Below are 21060 nucleotides of genomic sequence, written 5' to 3' on the forward strand. Positions count from 1 at the left end.
GATTAATCACCCTTTAATTTATGTACAGGTTCTTTGTAGTCTTCATGTTTGAAGTAATAAGATCCTGCAACTAATATGTCTGCGCCTTGTGCTTTACATAACGCACCTGTTTCTTCATTAATACCACCATCAACTTCAATTTCAAAGTTTAAGTCATGTTCATTTCTATATTCGTCTAACCAAGTAATTTTATTTAACGTAGATTCTATGAAGCTTTGACCACCAAATCCTGGATTCACAGTCATAATTAGAACAAAGTCCACGTCTCCTAAAATTTGCGATAATGATTCTACAGGCGTTCCAGGGTTGATAACAACACCTGCTAATTTATCATGCGCTTTGATTTGTTGTATCGCTCTATGAATGTGTGGTGTCGCCTCGTAATGAACAGATACCATGTCACTACCCGCTTTACAAAACGCATCAATCATTTGTTCTGGGTTCTCGATCATTAAATGTGTATCAATCGTCATATCTGTTACTTTTCTTAATGATTCTAAAATAGGTAATCCAATCGATATATTTGGTACAAACTGACCATCCATTACATCAAAATGTAAAATGTCTGCGCCAGATTCCTTAACGCGTGTTACTTCTTGTTTTAATTCTGCAAAATCACAAGCTAAAAGTGAAGGTGCTATTTTTAACATTAATATCTTACCTTTCTATTTTGAATTTCTTCGAATAATGTCAAATAGTGCTTATATCTTAACTGATAAAAATGATTATCTTGAATTAGTTCTTTTACTGCACATTTAGGTTCATTAATGTGCGTACAATTTCTAAATTTACACTGTGATTTAATGGCTTCAAATTCTGGGAATAAATCTGCGAGATCTTCCTTTTCAATGTGTGAAAAGTCTAATGCACTAAATCCTGGTGTGTCAGCTAAATAACCACCCTCTAACTCATACAATTCAACATGTCTTGTCGTATGTTTACCACGATTAAGTGCTTTTGAGATTTTGTTCGTTTCTAAATTCAAATCGTCGAACAATCTATTCATAATCGTGGATTTACCAACACCAGATTGTCCACTTAACACGATAATACCGTCAATTAAAGGTTTAATCGCATTTGATACATCATCATCATCACCTATAAATAATGTTTCATATCCAATTGATTGATATTGCGCTAATTTATCTTGTATTTGTTGAATTTCATCATCAGTCGCGAGATCTTTTTTAGTTACACATATTATAGGTGTAATATTGTATGAATGAACGACTACGAGAAATCTATCTAATAATTGTTGACTAAATGCTGGTTCTGATGCACTCATCACGACGATAACTTTATGAATATTTGAAACAGGGGGTCTTAGTAATATATTCTCACGTTCATGAATATGTTGAATATAGCCACCTGTTTGATTTTCAACTTGAAAATCAACTATATCTCCGACAACTGGAGATGTTTTCTTCTTTCTGAATAATCCTCGAGCTCTCGTAATATATATACCATCGTCAGCTTGTACTGAATAATCTCCACTTATTGATTTAATAATACGACCAGTTTTCAATATAACACCTACCTCATTTTATTTTAATTATACCAAATCATACTGCTTAAATAATCAATTATTTATGTTACTTAAACAAAATCGTTACTTCTGTCCCTTTATCGACTTCACTTTCGAAGAAGATTTGAGCATCATGATGTTCAATAATTGAATCAACAATCGATAACCCTAGACCGTTACTATCAACATGTACATTATGAGATTGATCACCTTTATAAAATCGATCTTTAATATGTTTCAGCTGTTTCTCAGTCATGCCATAACCTTCATCAATAATCGAAACTTGTACAAATTCATTTTGTTCTTTTAGATCAATTTGTATCATACTATGTTCTGGTGAGTATTTAATAGCATTACTTAATATATTATAAAGTGCTTGATAAAGTAATTTATGATTACCTTTAATAGTTAAATCATCCATATCAAATAGAACTGAGATTTCATTGTCTTCTAATAAGAAATTCAGATTTTGAACGACTTCTTTAACGACTTTTTGAACATGTACTGTTTCATTAAATGATAAATGCTCACTATTATCTAACTCAGATAACAACAATAATTGTTTCGTTAAATTACTCAAACGATATGCCCTAGCATATATATCTTCTATAATTTGTGTTCTTTTATTTTCATCTTGTTCATGTTCAAGTTCTCTTAATAAACTTAAAATAGACTGAAGCGGAGATTTAATTTCATGAGATACATTTTGAACAAAGGATTGTCTCATCATTTCTAGCTGTTTAAGTTCATCTCTCATCTTAATAAATCGGTGTTGTAATATACCTATTTCATCGTTACGTGTTACTTTGATATCGACATCAAAGTCACCTTTTCTTAATGATTCAGTCGTCTTCATAAGTCGTCTAATTGGGTTTGCTAATGAATAACTTGAGAAGAGCACGAGTACTAATGAAATTACGACTAGCAATACAAGCAATATCGCTAAAAATATTCTAAATTCGCCTAACATGGAACCCACACTAGGTCTCAAGAATAACGCATACTCAGCACCTTGATGTTGAATCTTTATACCGACAGTGTTTCTCGTTTCATTATCAAAGAATCCTGTAATAAAAATATTAAACGGTCTATTCTTAATACCATGATACGTTTTACCGTCTAATACATCTTCAACAGCTTGGTTGTCTAAATTATATTTTCTAAAGTTATCACCATAATAAGTCGGTTTCAACTTATCATTATACAATACAGCTTGATAATGTAGCTCGCTTAAGTGATTTAAATAATTATCCAACGACATTTCATTATCATGATCAATATAATCTTGAACATCTTTTAAAGTATTAAACACTTTGTGGTCATTTTTTTCTTTTAAATCTATATGATAATAAATATTTGTAAGAATAAAACCTAAAATAGCACTTACGAGCATCACAACTATTGTATAAATCGTTATTCGTTGAGCTAAAGACTTAAACCTCATGAGCAAGCACCGCCTTGTAACCAACGCCTCTGACGGTTTTAATCAAGACATCACTCTCTAACTTTTCTAATCGCTTTCTAATACGTTTAATATGTACATCAAGCGTTCGTTCGTCTCCTTCGAAATCAATACCCCATACAACTTCAATAATTTTGTCTCGTTGTATTACTTTATCTTTGTTACGCATTAAATAATCTAGTAATGCAAATTCTTTCTTTGGTAAAAGCATTGTTTTCTGATTAATCGTTATTTCCATATCAACACTATTGATATGTGTATTACCTATTTGAAGTTCATTGGATGAATTAATTTTAAACCTGCGTAGAACAGCTTTTATTCTAAATATTAACTCTTTAATTTCAAATGGTTTTGTCACATAATCATCTGTTCCAGCGAGAAATGCATTTTCTTTATCACTCAACTCATCTCTTGCCGTTAACATGATAACTGGAATATCAAAACTATCCTTAAGTATTTGACACAATTCAAAGCCGTCCATACCTGGCATCATAATATCTACAACAGCAATATCAATATATTTATGCTCTACAACTTCTATAGCTTCCTCACCACTGAGACTTGTTATAACATTTATATGTTCACGTTCAATTTCTCGCTTCAAATCATTTAAGATAAATTTATCATCATCTACAACTAAACAAGTTACCATGTCATCACCTCTTTACCTATGATACCAAATATCTTTTAGAATTTTCATATATACATGAATTCAGGCTGAAATTTCGAATGAAATTTCAGCCTGAATAATATTATTATAATGAATCAATTCATGATTAAACTGATTCTACGTTACGGTTTACTAATGCATTTACATTTTCAATGATTGTACCACTTACGACACGACCTGGTAATTTATTTAAATTAACAGATAGATCTTGGTCTTTTTTCATATCATATGAAATGTTTCTAGCGAAGTATTTCATAGATTCTTCCATGATGATAATTGTCATCCACTCACCAGCACAACGGTGGTTTGTATAATAATCGCCACCACCTTGAGGGATTAAATCAAATGGACTTCCGTCCCAATCGCTAAAGCGGTTTGGATAGAACCTTTCTGGATTCTCCCATAAGCCGTCTCTATGCAATGTTCCGTAAATATCTAATACTAAGAAAGTATCTTTCTCAATCGTATAGCCATCAAATTCGATATCTACTGCTGCTTTACCAGGTAAATAAGGTACGAATGGATAGAATCTTCTAACTTCTTGTACAAATTTATAAGCATAGTCATTTTCATTATTGAAGACTTTTTCTGCTTCTCCTGGATAATCATGTAATGCTTTCACACCGAAACTAATAAAACGATTAATCGCGACTAGAGGACGCACAACGTTCATTAAATCGATCGCACACAATCTAGAATCCATTAAATTACCTTCAAAATCTTCCCAGTGACTAAATTCATGTAATGCTGTACCTTGTGGAGGTGTTAATTTACCTTCACGTACTGCAATAATTTGATTTTCTAGGAATGTTTCCACTCTATCTCTTGCTTTTTTAGCTTCTCTATACCCTTTGAATGCAGTACCGATATTTTTAAATGAATCAATCATTGTGTCCATATCTTGGGCACAGCTTTCAATTTCTTCAGGAGACGCGATAACGCCTGCCCATCTAAATCCAACTTTAGTTAATAAGATAATAGATTCTTTATAAACGTTAACTTCGTCCATTCTTTCCATACGTTCAGTATTCATGAACCAAGTACTACGTGTAAGTTCTCTCAAATATTCTAAATTTTCTTCAGTCATTAATGACATAAATAGAGCTTTACGGTCTATGTGTTTTTTACCACCAGTAGTATGTATAGCGCCTTTACCGAATAAAGTATTAACAACACGTTTTGGTAACGTACCTTGTCTTTCAATTAAATCGTTATTATAAAAAAGCTCTGCTGCTTCTTTACCACTGATTACAACTGTTCTTCTTCCGCCTAATGCTCTTAATTCAAAAATATTTGTATCAAATTTCTCAAGTCTATTTGGTACATATTTATAGCCTTCTTTCAAAACTTTAAATGTACTGTCTAGACCTCTATCTTTTGGTATTTGCTTACCCATAAAGTTAATGCCCCCTAGAATTTTTGTAAATTTCATATACTTACATATTATTTCATTTTCTGTGAAAATAATCAATCAACTACTATTATCAATTGAAAATTTAATATCTTTGTCAACTAATGCATGTCTTTTTGACCACTCAATTAGCGTATCTGGATAAACGACATCATCTTGAATCGATTGATTTAGATTTTCAACTGGAAAACTGAGTATAAATCGTTGATCAATAATTTCATCAACAATATTAAAAAACGCTAGATTTCCATTCGTTGGTCTTCCGACAAGATTGACTATTCCCGATTTTACTACTTTATAAACGAGCCATTCAGCTGCATAAGATGTATCTTTATCAATCAAGATCACAATTTCTTCAAATCGACTTAATCCGATAAAATCAATTTTATCATCATCAAAGAATTTCCAATCACCAACAGGTTGATCTAAAATATTTTGATAAAAAGCTTGTTCATTCATTTCACTGCATGCTTTATACAAACGTTCTAATTTTTGCTTAAATAACGACTTATGACGCTCTCGCTCAACCTTTACTTGTGTGTCTTTCGTTAATATTGTTTCTTGATTGCCAATCTCATAAAAATAAGGCATAAGAAACTCTGCGATACTCAAATTTTTAAATTGTGCATTTCTAAAATCAAAAATGACTTTTTTAGATGATGCTTGAATTTTGGATAATTTGTATAACGCTTCAACAGCTTGTTCAAAACGAATATCACCGTTAAATTCTAATATTGGTACATCATCCTTAACCGTCACATCAATCGTATGTTCTGTACTCACCGGATAATGTCTCAATTCAAAGTGATAAGTTTGATTCGCTCTTTTTACTTCTACTTCATTTTGGAAAGTTAAAATATGTCCCCATTCTTCTCTATGGTATGGTTCATCTTTTAATAAACGATGATATCTCATTCTACAATATTCAATAGAATCCCCTGATAACTGTGTAATTTCATCACCAACAACAAAGCGTATATCATCCAGCACTTTCGTAACAACTAAAGCATCTTTAGTAGCTCTTACCTTAATTCCAACTTGTTTGTCAGGAATTTTCAATGCCTTAATAGACGTACTCAACAAGCCTATATCATAAAAGAAATTATTCATAACTTCTATAAAGACTTGATCAGACAGATGAGATGAGGTCACAATATTTTTATACTCTTCATAAATAGCGTGCTTTTGATCAGCATCTACAATAGCATGTTCTGTTTGACGATATACATATTCATATAAAGACACATAAGGAAGCATATTTTTCACCCCAGACTCATTTTCTAAATTTTACTAAGAACTAAACATTAAATCAATAGTGTATAAAAATAGAGACTGAAACACTGTTTAATGTTTCAGCCCCTCAAATAGCTATATACTTTTCATATATTTAGAAATCATCGTAATCAATTGTGTTACTTTCAACCTCTTTACCATCTACTTCAACGCGATATTCAGCTGATTCGCCTTTTGGAATCGTGAAATTAATGCTTCTTGTTGTATCTTTTTTAATCGTAAAGGAATCTGCAACTTTTTTGATATCATTTGATTTATCTTTAACAAAGATCTCTACTTTCTGACCTTTTTTACTATCAGAACCTGTAAATGGTATATAAACGGATTGTGTATATGTTTTATCTCTTGCGTTATCATCACTGTCATCTTTTTTATCTTTATCATCTGATTTATCTGAGTTAGAGTCTTTATCTTCACCTTTAGATACATCAAAATAAATCGTTGATTCGACTGGCAATTGTCCATCTTTAAATGATTGTTTAACGATTGTATCTGCTGGTTCATCACTTTCAACTTCAGATTGTTCTACTTTAAATCCAAGCGCTTCAAGTTCAGAAGTTGCTTTACTAATTTCTTCACCTGTATAATCTTTAACGTATTCTTGTTTTACGCCGATTGATTTTGTCAAAATAATCATCGTATCTTTAGGTACAACTTTAGAACCTGGTTCGATATTTTGATTAATCACTGTGCCATTCGTCGCTTTATCATACTGTTCTTTTATACGGACAGATTCAAAGCCTTGTTTTTCTAATTGCTTTTTCGTTTTGTCTGCTGATTTTCCAACATAATCTTCTATGGTAAACGTCTTAACACCTTGAGATATCACTAAATCAACTTTAGTCATTTCTTTAACCTTACTACCTACTTTAGGTGTTACTTTCATAACTTCGCCTTCTTTAAAACTATTACTATAGGCTTCTGTTATTTTACCTTTGCTTAAACCTTTTTCATCTATTAAAGCTAAGGCTTCACCACGTGATTTACCTAATAAGTTAGGCACGTCTACATATTTAGGAGCCGTTAAGGCAAAACCAATTGCACCTACTAACATACATAATAGTAAAATGGGTACAAAAACGATTAACCATTTATTACGCTTACGTTTAGGTTTATTTGTTTCCATATTTTGCTGTTGTGCATTAGCATTTTGTTGCGTCGTTGCAATTGGAACAGTCTTTGTATCACTTTCTTCTTCATCAGCTTTTATAACGGGCATTGTTTTAGTATCTGAATCAGACTCATACCTAGGTAATTCATCTTTACGTTCATCGTCCAATGCTGTTAAAAGGTCATAATACATTTCATTTGTATCACGGTACCTTAGTGATTTTTCTTTACGAGTTGCTTTCATAATGACATTTTCTATACTTTGAGGTATAGATGGTCGTTCTTTTCTAATAGATGGCAACTCTTCTTGAATATGTTTAATGGCTACACTTACAGGCGTTTCCCCATTAAACGGCGGGTGTCCTGTTAATAATTCATACAATACAATACCAATAGAATAAATATCTGATGATTCATCTGTTGATTGACCTTTAGCTTGTTCAGGCGATAAATATTGAACAGAACCCATAACATGATTCGTTTCTGTTAAAGCTGTTTCACTTAATGCCCTTGCGATACCAAAGTCTAATATTTTTAAAGTCCCATTTTTAGTCATGAGAATGTTTTGCGGTTTAATATCTCGATGAATAATTCGATGATGATGAGCATGTGCGATACCTTTTAAGATTTGAAGCGTCATTTCAACCGCTTCATCTGCAGATAACTTACCTTCTTTACATAGATACTCCTTTAATGTTGGTCCTTCTATATATTCCATAACAAGGTAATAACAATTATCATCTTCTTCTACATCAAGTACATTCACAACGTTACTATGACTTAAAATCGTCGTATTTTGAACTTCTCGTTCGAATCGTTCAACTGCTTTTTCTTTTTCATAAGGCGGTATGTTGATTACTTTCACTGCTACATCACGGTTCAAGATCTTATCTTTCGCTAAATAGACGTTACTCATACCACCGCCACCAAGATACTTCACAAATTCATAGCGACCGGCGATTATGCGACCTATCATATTTTTCCACCTTCAAATGGATATAATATTAACGAGATATTATCTTTACCTTCGACTTCGATTGTTTCTTCGATAAGCGTTTCACCAATATCATCAACCGTACCTTTATGAGACATCACAATTTGTTGAACGTCATCTTCATGTAAGTAATCTGTTAAACCATCTGAATTTAAAAGCAAATAATCATAAAATTTTGTATTGTAGTAAAAAATATCTGGGTTAACACGTTTATCTGTTCCCATAACTTTTGTAATAATGTTTCTTTGAGGATGCGTGAAAGCCTCCTCTTTCGTAATTTCTCCAATCGTAACAAGATGATTAACAAATGTATGATCATTTGTTAATTGCATCATTTCACGACTGTTCATCAAATAAGCACGTGAATCACCTATATTAGCTACAACGATGTCTTTTTCATAGACTAAAGCACAAACACAAGTTGTACCCATTCCTCTATACATCTCATTGTTCATAGACTCGTTATATAATTGTCTGTTTATATCAGCTAAGTTAGATTGTAACCAATCTTCTGCATGATCATATTCAATATAATTTTCATCTTCGAATCTAGCTTTAAGTGAATCATTCACAAATTGGCTTGCAACTTCACCTGCAGCATGTCCACCCATACCATCACAAATCACTAATAAAACTTGACCCGTTTGATTTGTATAGATACCACCTGCATCTTCATTTTGTTCTCGAAATTGACCGACATCTGTAAAAAACCGTGCTTCCATGATTTGTTACCTCGTTTCTTCTTTTCGCTCTTTTGCTCTTAGTTGTCCACATGCAGCATCAATATCTGCACCTTGATTACGTCTTATTGTAGCATTTATCCCGTTTCTTTTTAATTCTTTTTCAAATTTAAAGATATCTTCTTTTGATGTTTTTACATAGTCACGTTCTGGTACGTGGTTAACTGGAATTAAGTTCACGTGACAGTTTAAATGTTTAATTAGTTTTGCCAATGCTTTTGCATGATGAACTTGGTCATTTACACCTCCGAACAAACCATATTCAAAAGTGATTCTTCTATTCGTTTTATTGACATAGTATTCAATAGCTTCCATTAATTTATCTAAATCATAAGCTCTGTTTATAGGCATCAATCTTGAACGTGTTTCATTATCAGCTGCATGTAAACTTAACGCAAAGTTTATTTGTAGGGATTCATCAGCAAAATCGTAAATTTTAGGGATTATACCTGATGTAGAAACTGTTATATGACGTGCTCCGATGTTTAAACCTTTATCATGATTAATGATTTTTAAGAATCCCATCATTTCATCATAGTTCTCAAATGGTTCACCAATACCCATAATAACAACTTGGCTGACACGCTCATCCGTAGCATCTAAAGCTTTTTGAACTGTTAATACTTGTGCAACAATTTCACCCGCTTCAAGGTTACGTTTCAAACCACCGATTGATGAGGCACAGAACGTACAACCTATACGACAACCAACTTGAGTTGTCACACAAACTGAATTCCCATATTCATGTCTCATTAATACTGTTTCAATCGTGTATCCATCTTGTAATTCAAAAAGAAACTTGATTGTTCCATCTTTACTTTCTTGTTTAACAGCTACTTCTAACGTTGTAATTTCAAATGATTGTACAAGTTTTTCTCTCAATTCTTTTGAAAGATTTGTCATTTCGCTAAAAGCGTCTACTCTTTTAACATATAACCAATCAAAAATTTGTTTAGCCCTAAACTTTGGTTCTGATTGATCGATCAACCAATCTTCTAATTCTCCTAATTGTAATGAATATATTGAAGGTCTTTCGAAGTTTGGCATAAATTTATTGCGTTTTTTCTGTATCGCTGGCATATTAACTTTCCTTTCTCTTAATTTTAGTAATAAAGAAACCATCTGAATTATAATCTTGAGGTAGTAGCTGTAATGTTTTAGTTTCTTGATTTGTTCTTGGATCTATAAATGGTGCGAATTCAAATTCTGGATTTGCTTTTAAGAATGAATAAACAACATTTTCATTTTCCATTTGTTCGATTGTACAAGTTGAGTACACAAGTTCTCCATTAGGTGCGAGAGATTTACTTGCATTTTCAAGGATTTCTAATTGTAAGTGCCACAATGATTCAACATCCTTTGACGTCTTGTCATACTTAATTTCAGGCTTTCTTCTCATGACACCAAATCCACTACAAGGTGCATCTACAAGGATGTAATCATATGTTTGATCAAAAGGCTGAGTGGCATCATGTACAGCTGCTGTTACATTTTTAAGTCTTAATTTTTTGATATTAAAATCAATTAAATCTATTTTATGTGGGTGAATGTCAAATGCATCAACATGACCAGTTTGATTCATGATTTCAGCGATATGACAAGCCTTACCACCTGGTGCACTACATGTATCTAACACTGTACTATTCGGTTTCGGTTTCAAAATTTCTGCTACAAACATTGAACTCTTATCTTGTACAGATAATAAACCATCTTTAAATAATCTATCATTTACAATAGCTTCACCTTTAACATGTAAACATCTTTCTATGTCTTTATCTATTTCGACAGTATAACCATTACTTTGTAATCTTTCAACTGCATCTTCAACAGATATGCGTGTTGTATTCACTCTTACTGTTGTATCTGGCGGTGTTAAACTGAGTAAACACATTTCTCTCGTCTTTTCATATCCAAAATGTGTAATCCAATGTTTTGTTAACCATAAAGGTACACTACCCTCAATTGAAAGTTTCTTATCATCATGTTTGATTTCATCTAATGTTCTTAATGGTGTAGACATGAAATTTCTAAGAATCGCATTGATTGCTTTACTATTGTGTAAATCACCGCGTACTTTAGCAATATTAACAGCTTCATTGATAATCGCGTGATTTGGAACTTTATCTAAATATACATATTGATATGCACTCATGATTAATAGACGTTTCATCCAACCTTTTAACTTCGTCTTAATAAAAGGCTCAATTAAATATTCTAAAGTGATTTTTCTTTGTAAAGTACCATATACAAGTTCCGTTAATAATCCAACATCTTTTTTAGATACGGCTTCGTTTTTTATCGCTTCATTAAGTTGTAGATTACTATATGCTTCACCTGTCAGTACATCATCTAGAATCGTTAATGCAACGTTTCTTACATTGTTTTTCATCATATTAATTTAGTCCCATCAATTTTTGATTGTAATCCGCTTAAATAATCTCGTGTTTGCACACGTTTCTTACCTGCTAATTGTATTTCAGTTAAAGCAACACCATCTTCACTGCCTGTTGCTACTATAATAGCTGATTTAGTTGTTTCAACAATTTCTCCTGGATTACCTTTAACATTTCTTACAATTTCACTGCGCCACAATTTCATATTTTTATCATTCATCGTTGTATAAGCAACTGGCCAAGGTGATAATCCTCTTATATGGTTATGGATTGATTCAGCATCTTGTGTCCAGTCAATTCTTTCATCTTCTCTTGAAATATTAGAAGCAAAACTTACAAGTGATTCATCTTGAGGAATGCTATCATTTGTTCCATTAAAAATAGTAGGTAAAGTTCGTTTCAATAATGCTGTACCGAGTACTGCTAGTTGATCATGAACATCTCCTACTGTGTCGTTCTCTTTAATGTCGATTTCATCTTGGCTAATAATATTACCTGCATCTAATTTTTCTGCCATATACATAATTGTTACGCCTGTCTTTTTCTCACCATTCATAACTGCATAATGAATCGGAGCACCACCGCGATATTTAGGTAGCAATGAAGCATGTACATTAACTGCTTTATATTTTGGCGCATCTAATAATGATTTTGGTAATAGCTGCCCAAATGCTGCAGTAACGATTAAATCAGGTTGTAAATTAATAATCTCTTCTAATTCTGGTGAATGATTTAATTTTTCAGGTTGATATACTGGAATATTATGTTCAACTGCTACTTTTTTAACAGGAGGTGGTGTCAGTACTTTTTTTCTACCTACCGGACGATCAGGTTGAGTAACAACTGCAATCACTTCATGTTCTTCGATTAACATTTCAAGAATGCCTGTAGAAAAATCTGGTGTACCCATAAATACAATTTTACTCATCCTTATACATCTCCTCTAATTCTTCTTCACTAATTTCTTTCGTCATCTTATCCGTGAATAACTCACCATATAAATGATCTACTTCATGTAAAATAATTCGTGCAATATCATCATATGCAGTTAGTTCAACTTGATTACCATTTAAATCATTACTTTTCACGACAATCATTTTACTTCTGTTCACTTCTCCAAAGACACCAGGTACGCTGAGACAACCTTCTACATCAGCTTCAGTTTCTTCAGATTGAGAAACAATCGTTGGATTGATCAGCTGCAAAATACCTTCTTGCTCCATATCAACAATCGCAACTTTAAGATCAACGCCAATTTGAGGTGCAGCTATACCCACCCCATCATTTTCAAACATTGTATCCTCTAAATCAGCAATTAATGCTTTTAAAGACTCATCAAAAGTCACAACATCTTTAACTTCTCTATTTAACATTGGATTTGGTACCGTAACAAGTGGTTTTACAGCCATATCTATCGCTCCTTTTTAAAAACTCATCGTATAATTATAACGTAAATCAATATAAAAAGCGACAGAGAAAATTCATCTACAGTCGCTTACATTGATTTGATAGAAATTTTTGAGTAATCGAAGTAAAATTGAGTTACCAATAAATAACAGAAAGGAATACTATATGAACGTATCCGACTACTATCAATATTTACTCGCACTTGAATCTCGGAAGACTTTAACGAAAGATGAGAGGAATAATCTTCTCACATATTACAACGGCAAAGAAGGCGAACGCTATTTCAAATCGTTTTTAAACACGATACCTAACATCAGCTATATTTACGATTTCGAATTCGGTAATCAACATCATGTCCAAATTGATTATTTAGTCGCAACAGACAATACACTTTTCTTATTTGAAATTAAACATTATAGAGACGAGTGGCATTTCGAACAAGATTACTTAAAAAGTAGTTACGGATTAACTACGAAATCCCCCATTAAACAAACAAAATTTATGAAATTCGAATTAGAAAAATTACTGTATCAAAATGGTATACATATAAATATTCAAACTTTTATCATTTTTACAAATCCTCATTTTATCCCAGTTGGAACCTGGCCACATAATCAGAATATTATCTATTTCAATCAATTGAACCAAATCAAAGAAATCTTACAATCCCATTCATCAAAGTTTAACCCCGCACTATTAAACTTTTTATTACAACACAAGAAAATCCACTCAACTTATTATCAAAAAGAAATCACACCATACTTCGATCTCAGTTTAGCAGGTGTAAAATGTCCAAGTTGTAGAAAAATGCACACAATCAAAATAATAGAAAATAAAATCTACTCTAACTGCATGTACTGTCACTCTAAGATTAAATACGAAGAAATCGTCCTGTACAATTTGAAAGAACTCTATTATTTAAAAAGAGACGGCTTTACATTTGAAGAAGCCATCCAGTGGTGTTATCCAGTTAGGTCACACACTATAAAAAGAGTTTGTAATAATCATTTTAAGTCTGAGAAACTTCGTAATAAAAAATTCTATTTATAACGCGAGTCTTATGAACACTTCTCGTCAAACTTGTTCATAACGATGGTCTTATGAACACTTCTGGCTAAACTTGTTCATAATGGGCGGCTTATAAAACAAAATTCCCCCACATACATCAATCTCTTGAATTTAATCTATTTATTGATATTATCAACTTGAGGTGAGGATTATGCACACTAAAAATAAAAATGAATTAGAATTCACGATTTTCAATATTGATGTTAAAGTTGTTACTTTTTATAAATTTCTATATCAAATTAACGATATCATTCTTGCGATGATATTTATAACGGGTAGTTTTTTATTTTTTAATGAATCGACTACTTTTGCAGGAACTGTTCTATTTGTAATTGGTAGTTTCCAAATGCTCATTCGTCCGTTGATTGCAATTTCAAGGGATATTCATATAAGTAAAATTAGAAAAGAGAACTAGTATTTGCTCTCATCATAAGAAAAAACCGTGAAGTTTTCACATTTCACGGGTTTCTTTCTATTTACATCATCATCTGCGGATTAATATCTATCTCTAGTGATAGTTTATCTTTTAAATATTGCTCATGATAATAATCATCTAAATATTGTAAGGCTGTTAATAAATCTGGTTCGTTCTTAAATTTAATTAATATCTGGAATCGATGTTTATTATTAATACGTGATAACGGGCTTGGTGATGGTCCTAATACAAAGGATTGTGTTGTAACGTGTTGCAACAATATGCCATGTATATGCTTAGATGCTTTTAATACCTTTTTAATATCTGTATGACTAATGGTCAAATTCACAAGATAATAATATGGTGGATACTTACCAATTTGTCTAAATTTCATTTCTTTTTGATAAAAGGACAGATAGTCATTACTTGTGACATCTAAGATAGCGTAATGATCCGGGTTATATGTTTGAATCATGACTTCGCCTTGTTTCTCGTGTCTACCTGCTCTACCTGCCACTTGAGTCAGTAATTGGAATGTCTTTTCACTCGATCTGAAATCTGGCAAGTTTAACATCGTATCTGCATTAAGTACGCCTACTAATGTAATATTTTCAAAGTCCAATCCTTTAGCAATCATTTGTGTTCCTAACAAAATATTTGCTTCTTGGTTTCCGAAAGCTGTTAATAATTTTTCGTGGGCACCTTTTTTCGAAGTTGTATCGACATCCATTCTAATGACTTTAGCGCGGTCGAATGTGTCGTAAATAATTTCTTCGACTTTCTGCGTGCCAACACCCATTTGTCGTATATGTTCACTTTCACAACTTGGACATCTTTGAGGCATAGGTTCACTGTATCCACAATAATGACATTTTAAATCATCATGTGTTTTGTGATATGTAAGCGAGATATCACAATTTGGACATTGTGGTACGTGTCCGCAATCTCTGCATAATACAAATGATGAATGCCCTCTTCTATTTAAGAACAATACAATTTGTTCACCTTTATCAATGCGATCTTGAATGGCTTTTGTCAGGTCATTAGAGAACATCGAACGATTACCTTCTTGAAGTTCTTCCCTCATATCAATTAGTTCAATTTCAGGCATTTTCTGTTGATTCACACGTTCTGGCAATCCTAAATATTGATAAACATTTTTCTCTGCACGTGCAAATGTTTCAAGACTTGGTGTAGCTGATCCTAATACGACTGGGCATTTATGATATTCACTTCTCCATATCGCGATTTCTCTTGCATGATATCTCGGATAATCTTCTTGCTTATACGTTGCTTCATGCTCTTCGTCAATTATAATAAGACCTAATTTTTCAAATGGTGCAAACACACTTGATCTCGCACCGACTGAAACACTTGCTTTACCATCTCTTATTTTTTGCCATTCATCATATTTTTCACCTTTAGATAAACCGGAATGTAATACAGCTACTTCATCACCAAAGCGCGCTTTAAATCGGTTAACCATTTGCGGTGTTAATGCAATTTCAGGCACAAGCATAATCGCCTGTTCGCCTTTTTTGAGTACATTCTCAATAGTTTGTAAATATACTTCTGTTTTTCCTGAACCCGTCACACCATGTAAAAGAAACGTCTTCGATTCATTATTACGAACCGCTTCATCAATCTGTGTAAAAGCTTCATGTTGGGCTTCAGTCAACGCTTTATTATGTTCTTTTTCAAAAATACGATGCTCATACGGATCTCTATTCATGATGCCATCGTATTTTTCTAATATTTGATTTTTAACAAGTGTATTGATACTCGATTCTGAGAAGCCTTCTTCTTTTAATGTTCTGAGCATGACATCTTCTCGTCTATGCTCAATTAAATAGTTCATGACATCAAGTTGTTTTTCTTTTTTACTCAATGACATTAAAATCTCATCTAATCGATTTGTAGGTACGATTCTTACGCAAGTTACATATTTTCTTGTGAGTTGTTGACCTACAATTGTATCTTTTATAATCGCATCATTTTCTACAAATTCTTCTAAAATAGAAACAATTTGAAGTTGTTGCGCTTGTTCAAATGTTAAAATACCTTCTTTATTAAAAAGATTTAAATATTGTGCAGGAATTCCTTCTGGTTCAGCAACACAATATACTTTCTGATATTTAGCTTTGACAGCACTCGGTAACATAATTTCTAAAGCAGAGATACGCTTAACTAAGTGAAAGTTAGACATCCATTCACTCAATTCAATGAGTTCCGCTGTTAGCTCTGGTTTAAAGTCTTTAACACGAATGATTGATTTTAATTTAGACTGATCAATGTCACTTGTTAATTCTTCACTTATGCCAATGACAAATCCTTGAATTTTACGTGGACCAAAAGGCACTTCAACTCTAACACCGACTTTGACGATATCTACAATATCTTGCGGAATTAAATAATCAAATATTTTGTCGACATTTTTAGCTGGAATATCTACGACTACATTTGCAATCAATCTTCCCACCTACTAGTAATTTCATTTAAAATCTTAATGGCAACTTTTTGTTTAGAAGCTTTAGCAATTGGTACTTTATCACCATTTGCAAAATACATATCTACTTCATTATCTGAAGATCTAAAGCCAATTGCCTCATTCGCGACGTGATTTGCGACGATGACGTCTGCATTTTTCTTTTTCAATTTACCCATCGCATATTCTTCAACATTATCCGTTTCAGCCGCAAATCCAACTAAATATTGCTTATCTTTATGTTCCCCTAAATATTTAAGGATATCTGCCGTTCTTTTAAATGTTAGCTGTAAGTCGCCATCTTTCTTTTTCATTTTATGTTCAGAAGTTTCAACTGGTGTATAGTCAGCGACTGCTGCTGCTTTAATAATCATGTCCATATCATTCATACGCGATTTAACAGCTTGGAACATATCTTCAGCACTTGTTACTTGAACAAACTCTACGCCAACAGGTTGTGTTAAATTCGTTTCTCCACTTACTAACGTAACGTTCGCCCCTAAATCTCTTGCAGCCTCAGCTAATGCATAACCCATTTTTCCACTTGAACGATTTGTAAAATAGCGTACAGCATCTACTTTTTCAACTGTTGGTCCAGCAGTTACAAGTACATTTTTACCTTTTAAAGCAAAAGTTTGTGGTTGTGCTTGTTCTTTAAAATAATCATCAATAATTGTCAAAATGGTAATCGGTTCTTCCATTCTACCTCTTGCAACATAACCACAAGCTAAATAACCTTCCCCAGGCGCAATGAATTTATAACCATAATTTCTTAAACGAGACATATTTTCAACGGTAGAAGGATGTTCAAGCATATGCACATTCATTGCTGGTGCGATAAAAACAGGAGCAGTCGTAGCGAGTAATGTTGAAGTCACCATGTTATCTGCTAAGCCATTTGCTAATTTACTAATTGTATTAGCTGTTGCAGGTGCAACGATGACTGCATCAGCCCAGTCAGCTAACGTAATATGTTGAATTTCACTGACATCTTTTTCGTCAAAAGTATCTGTATAAACGTGATTGCGACTTATAGCTTGAAATGCCAATGGTGTCACAAATTGTTTCGCATGTTCAGTTAACATGACGCGCACTTGATAGCCGCTTTGTGTTAATTTGCTCGTTAAATCTATAGCTTTATAGGCAGCTATTCCCCCAGTTACAGCTAGAAGTATATTCTTCATTTGTGTAGTCCTCCGATTAATTCGATTCTTAAACTTTATACTTATTATACATTCTTTAAAAAAGACTGTCATGAATCTAAATTCCAATATACATATTCAATAAAAAGACCTTTCATGTATGGATTGGTCGTCCAAACATAAAAGGTCTTTCGTTAATTCAAATGATTAGTCTTCTAATTTAGCATATACTTTATGTGCTGCTATTTCTTCTAGTGCTTGACCTACATTTTTTAGTGAACGGTATTCATCTAATAATAAACTGTCAGGGTTTTCTTGTAGTTCACGTGCTCTCTTAGCTGCAGTTGTTACAACTAAATATTTAGAATTGATGCTGTCTTTTAATTCGTTTTGTGGTGGGTATAACATTATTTTTTTGCCTCCAATATCATTTTTCTGTAACGTGCTTCAACGCGTTCTCTTTTTAAGTGTTCAGCTTCTACGATGGCTTGAATACGCTCTTTCGCTAATTCAACTTCATCGTTTACAACAACATAATCGTAAAGGTTCATCATTTCAACTTCTTTACGTGCTTCAAGAATACGGTTCTGTATGATTTCATCTGATTCAGTTCCACGACCGACAAGTCTTTCTTTTAAATGCTCAAGACTCGGTGGTGCTAAGAAAATAAATAATGCTTCAGGAAATTTCTTTCTAACCTGTTTCGCACCTTCTACTTCAATTTCTAAAAATACATCATAACCGTTATCCATCGTATCTCTTACGTATTGTACTGGCGTACCATAGTAATTACCAACATACTCAGCATACTCTATAAATTGGTCATCAGCAATTAAAGCTTCAAATTCTTCTCTTGATTTAAAGAAATAATCTACGCCATCCGTTTCTCCTTCACGCATGTTTCGAGTAGTCATAGAGATAGAATATTTAAAATCCGTACTCGGATCATCAAATATTGATTTACGTACTGTTCCTTTACCAACTCCAGATGGGCCAGAGAGCACTATCAGTAACCCTTTTTCTATGTTCATGTCAAACGACCTTTCCTAATGAATACTTACGATTTATTATCATTTTGTTTTTTTATATCTTACCATATTTCAATTCTATATGGCTAGAGACGTTTAAAGATTAAACAGAATTATACTCATTTAATCCCTTACATGTTACAATAAATTGACTTTTGATAAAGGTGTGAATGCAAATGGCTTTTGATGGCTTATTTACTAGAAAGATCGTTGAAGATATACAATCGCTCGTAACTGGGCGAATTCATAAAATTACTGAACCGAGTAATGACACAATTATATTAACAATTCGAAGTGAACGAAAAAATAAACAATTACTATTGTCAACACATGCAAATTTCAGTCGTTTTCACTTAACTGCTGAAAAATTTGATAATCCTTTCGATCCACCTATGTTTCTTAGAGTACTACGTAAACATTTAGATGGCGGTATTATTCAAAGTATTACACAAATTGGTAATGACAGATTAGTAGAAATCGATGTTCATTCTCGAGATGAAATTGGTGATTTAAGAAAACGAACAATTGTATTAGAAATTATGGGTAGACATAGTAATATCATTTTAATTGATGGAGACCGTAAAATTATCGACGGCTTTAAACATCATACACCTAATACCAATACCGCTCGTACAATTATGCCAGGTTTCAAATATGAATATCCACCTACTGTTAAGAAATTAAATCCATTCGAAGTGGATGATATCAATAAATATATTGATTTTAATTCGGGTAAAATTGACCGACAGCTCCTTCAACAATTTGAAGGTTTTAGTCCACTTATAACGAAAGAAATTACATCTAGACGACCATTTATGAATCAAGAAACATTAGTAGAAGCTTTTAATGAAGTGATGGACGAAGTACAACAATCACCTAAACCTGTTATTTATAGTGATGATTCGACTGGAAAAGAAATTTTCTATTTTATGCCGTTACATTCATATGGGAATGACTATATGTCCTTTAATAGTTTACATGAATGTTTAGATAGATTTTATGAATCACGTGGTGAAAGAGAGCGTGTTAAACAACGTGCATTAGATTTAGTTAAGATTGTTGACCAACATCTTCAAAAAAATCGCCATAAACTAGAGAAATTAATTAATGAGCGAGAAGCGGCTCGTAACAAAGATGAGCAACAATTATTTGGAGAATTAATAACGGCAAATATGTATCAAATTAAACAAGGCGACAAATCGTTAGAAACTATTAATTATTATAACAATGAGCCTATTACGATACCTTTAAATCCAACAAAATCACCTTCAATGAATGCACAATATTATTACAAACAATATAACAGACTTAAGACACGTGAAATAGAATTAGATAAGCAAATCAAATTGACACAATCTAATATCTTATATTTCGAATCATTAGAACAACAACTTGCTCATATTTCTGTTGATGATATTGATGACATTAGAGAAGAATTAGAAGATCAAGGTTTTGTGAAGAAACGTAAAAATAAGAAAAAGAAAAATTCTAACAAAATTACGTTAACGACATTTATTTCTACAGATGGTCAAACGATTTTATTAGGTAAAAATAATAAACAAAACGATTACTTAACGCATCGTGTCGCAAGAAAAAATCAATTATGGTTCCATACGAAAGATATACCAGGTTCACATGTTGTCATACAAGAAGATGAACCAACACAAAAAACAATCGAAGAAGCGGCAATGATTGCTGGGTATTATTCTAAAGCAAGTCAATCAGGTCAAATCCCTGTTGACTACACTGCTATAAAGAATGTCCATAAACCGAGTGGTGCTAAACCAGGATTTGTCACTTACGACAGTCAAACAACACTTTATGTCACGACTGATTATGACGACATTAAAAAATTACTTAAAAAATAACAAAAACTTTCATAACTTGATTGGCCAGAAATGATTTTCAAAGGCTGAT

19 protein-coding genes are annotated in these 21060 nt (G+C 32.7%); 3 read left to right on the forward strand and 16 right to left on the reverse strand.

The window, feature by feature from the left end; genetic code table 11:
• Positions 1 to 2: 2 nt before the first annotated feature.
• From rpe to def, 12 genes are all read right to left on the reverse strand, one after another.
• Positions 3 to 650 carry a ribulose-phosphate 3-epimerase gene (rpe, locus tag MHH94_RS08775; protein ID WP_058591365.1) on the reverse strand — a complete coding sequence of 216 codons (648 nt, stop codon included), beginning with the start codon at positions 648 to 650 and terminating at the stop codon, positions 3 to 5.
• Positions 650 to 1525, reverse strand: coding sequence for a ribosome small subunit-dependent GTPase A (gene rsgA, locus MHH94_RS08780; RefSeq protein ID WP_078355692.1), 876 nt, complete (start codon positions 1523 to 1525; stop codon positions 650 to 652). Before rsgA ends, rpe begins: the two co-directional genes overlap by 1 nt.
• Positions 1526 to 1592: 67 nt before the next feature.
• Positions 1593 to 2969 (reverse strand): sensor histidine kinase, encoded by a 1377-nt coding sequence (locus MHH94_RS08785; RefSeq protein ID WP_078355691.1) that lies wholly within the window; start codon positions 2967 to 2969, stop codon positions 1593 to 1595.
• Positions 2959 to 3639, reverse strand: coding sequence for a response regulator transcription factor (locus MHH94_RS08790; protein WP_058591363.1), 681 nt, complete (start codon positions 3637 to 3639; stop codon positions 2959 to 2961). Before MHH94_RS08790 ends, MHH94_RS08785 begins: the two co-directional genes overlap by 11 nt.
• A gap of 124 nt (positions 3640 to 3763) precedes the next feature.
• Entirely contained in the window at positions 3764 to 5053 is a 1290-nt protein-coding gene (locus MHH94_RS08795; protein WP_048542496.1) for a cytochrome P450, read from the reverse strand.
• Positions 5054 to 5128: 75 nt separating this feature from the next.
• Positions 5129 to 6325 carry a hypothetical protein gene (locus MHH94_RS08800; RefSeq protein ID WP_119650281.1) on the reverse strand — a complete coding sequence of 399 codons (1197 nt, stop codon included), beginning with the start codon at positions 6323 to 6325 and terminating at the stop codon, positions 5129 to 5131.
• A 130-nt stretch (positions 6326 to 6455) separates the two neighbouring features.
• Positions 6456 to 8447: a Stk1 family PASTA domain-containing Ser/Thr kinase gene (gene pknB / locus MHH94_RS08805; RefSeq protein ID WP_078355689.1), complete on the reverse strand. Its 1992-nt coding sequence runs from the start codon at positions 8445 to 8447 to the stop codon at positions 6456 to 6458.
• On the reverse strand, positions 8444 to 9190 hold the full coding sequence (locus MHH94_RS08810; RefSeq protein ID WP_025904563.1) for a Stp1/IreP family PP2C-type Ser/Thr phosphatase: 747 nt from the start codon (positions 9188 to 9190) through the stop codon (positions 8444 to 8446). The genes pknB and MHH94_RS08810 overlap by 4 nt, the downstream gene beginning before the upstream one ends.
• 3 nt (positions 9191 to 9193) lie before the next feature.
• The gene (gene rlmN / locus MHH94_RS08815; RefSeq protein ID WP_049319422.1) at positions 9194 to 10285 is read right to left on the reverse strand and encodes a 23S rRNA (adenine(2503)-C(2))-methyltransferase RlmN; all 1092 of its coding nucleotides are present in this window, start codon (positions 10283 to 10285) and stop codon (positions 9194 to 9196) included.
• A gap of 1 nt (position 10286) precedes the next feature.
• A complete protein-coding gene (rsmB, locus tag MHH94_RS08820) occupies positions 10287 to 11597 on the reverse strand; it encodes a 16S rRNA (cytosine(967)-C(5))-methyltransferase RsmB (RefSeq protein ID WP_177216323.1) in 1311 nt (436 codons plus the stop codon).
• Positions 11594 to 12526 carry a methionyl-tRNA formyltransferase gene (fmt, locus tag MHH94_RS08825; protein WP_048542489.1) on the reverse strand — a complete coding sequence of 311 codons (933 nt, stop codon included), beginning with the start codon at positions 12524 to 12526 and terminating at the stop codon, positions 11594 to 11596. The genes rsmB and fmt overlap by 4 nt, the downstream gene beginning before the upstream one ends.
• Positions 12519 to 13007 carry a peptide deformylase gene (def, locus tag MHH94_RS08830; protein WP_058591359.1) on the reverse strand — a complete coding sequence of 163 codons (489 nt, stop codon included), beginning with the start codon at positions 13005 to 13007 and terminating at the stop codon, positions 12519 to 12521. Before def ends, fmt begins: the two co-directional genes overlap by 8 nt.
• A 163-nt stretch (positions 13008 to 13170) precedes the next feature.
• On the opposite strand from def, the gene MHH94_RS08835 reads away from it, so the two are divergent.
• Together MHH94_RS08835 and MHH94_RS08840 are read left to right on the forward strand one after the other, a co-directional pair.
• Positions 13171 to 14055, forward strand: a complete 885-nt coding sequence (locus MHH94_RS08835; RefSeq protein ID WP_078355686.1) for a nuclease-related domain-containing protein — start codon at positions 13171 to 13173, stop codon at positions 14053 to 14055.
• Positions 14056 to 14224: 169 nt separating this feature from the next.
• Entirely contained in the window at positions 14225 to 14488 is a 264-nt protein-coding gene (locus MHH94_RS08840; protein WP_037587587.1) for a YrhK family protein, read from the forward strand.
• Positions 14489 to 14549: 61 nt separating this feature from the next.
• Here MHH94_RS08840 and priA read toward each other — a convergent pair whose 3' ends face one another.
• From priA to gmk, 4 genes are all read right to left on the reverse strand, one after another.
• Entirely contained in the window at positions 14550 to 16958 is a 2409-nt protein-coding gene (gene priA, locus MHH94_RS08845; protein ID WP_078355685.1) for a primosomal protein N', read from the reverse strand.
• Positions 16955 to 18157: a bifunctional phosphopantothenoylcysteine decarboxylase/phosphopantothenate--cysteine ligase CoaBC gene (coaBC, locus tag MHH94_RS08850; protein ID WP_058591356.1), complete on the reverse strand. Its 1203-nt coding sequence runs from the start codon at positions 18155 to 18157 to the stop codon at positions 16955 to 16957. Before coaBC ends, priA begins: the two co-directional genes overlap by 4 nt.
• 165 nt (positions 18158 to 18322) lie before the next feature.
• Positions 18323 to 18523: a DNA-directed RNA polymerase subunit omega gene (gene rpoZ / locus MHH94_RS08855; protein WP_048542480.1), complete on the reverse strand. Its 201-nt coding sequence runs from the start codon at positions 18521 to 18523 to the stop codon at positions 18323 to 18325.
• On the reverse strand, positions 18523 to 19146 hold the full coding sequence (gene gmk, locus MHH94_RS08860; protein WP_025904573.1) for a guanylate kinase: 624 nt from the start codon (positions 19144 to 19146) through the stop codon (positions 18523 to 18525). The genes rpoZ and gmk overlap by 1 nt, the downstream gene beginning before the upstream one ends.
• A 173-nt stretch (positions 19147 to 19319) precedes the next feature.
• On the opposite strand from gmk, the gene MHH94_RS08865 reads away from it, so the two are divergent.
• Complete coding sequence (locus MHH94_RS08865) at positions 19320 to 21011, forward strand: Rqc2 family fibronectin-binding protein (RefSeq protein WP_048542478.1); 1692 nt, start codon at positions 19320 to 19322, stop codon at positions 21009 to 21011.
• Positions 21012 to 21060: the final 49 nt, after the last annotated feature.

The sequence above is a fragment of the Mammaliicoccus sp. FSL K6-3158 genome (assembly GCF_038005105.1).
Classification (GTDB): domain Bacteria; phylum Bacillota; class Bacilli; order Staphylococcales; family Staphylococcaceae; genus Mammaliicoccus; species Mammaliicoccus sciuri.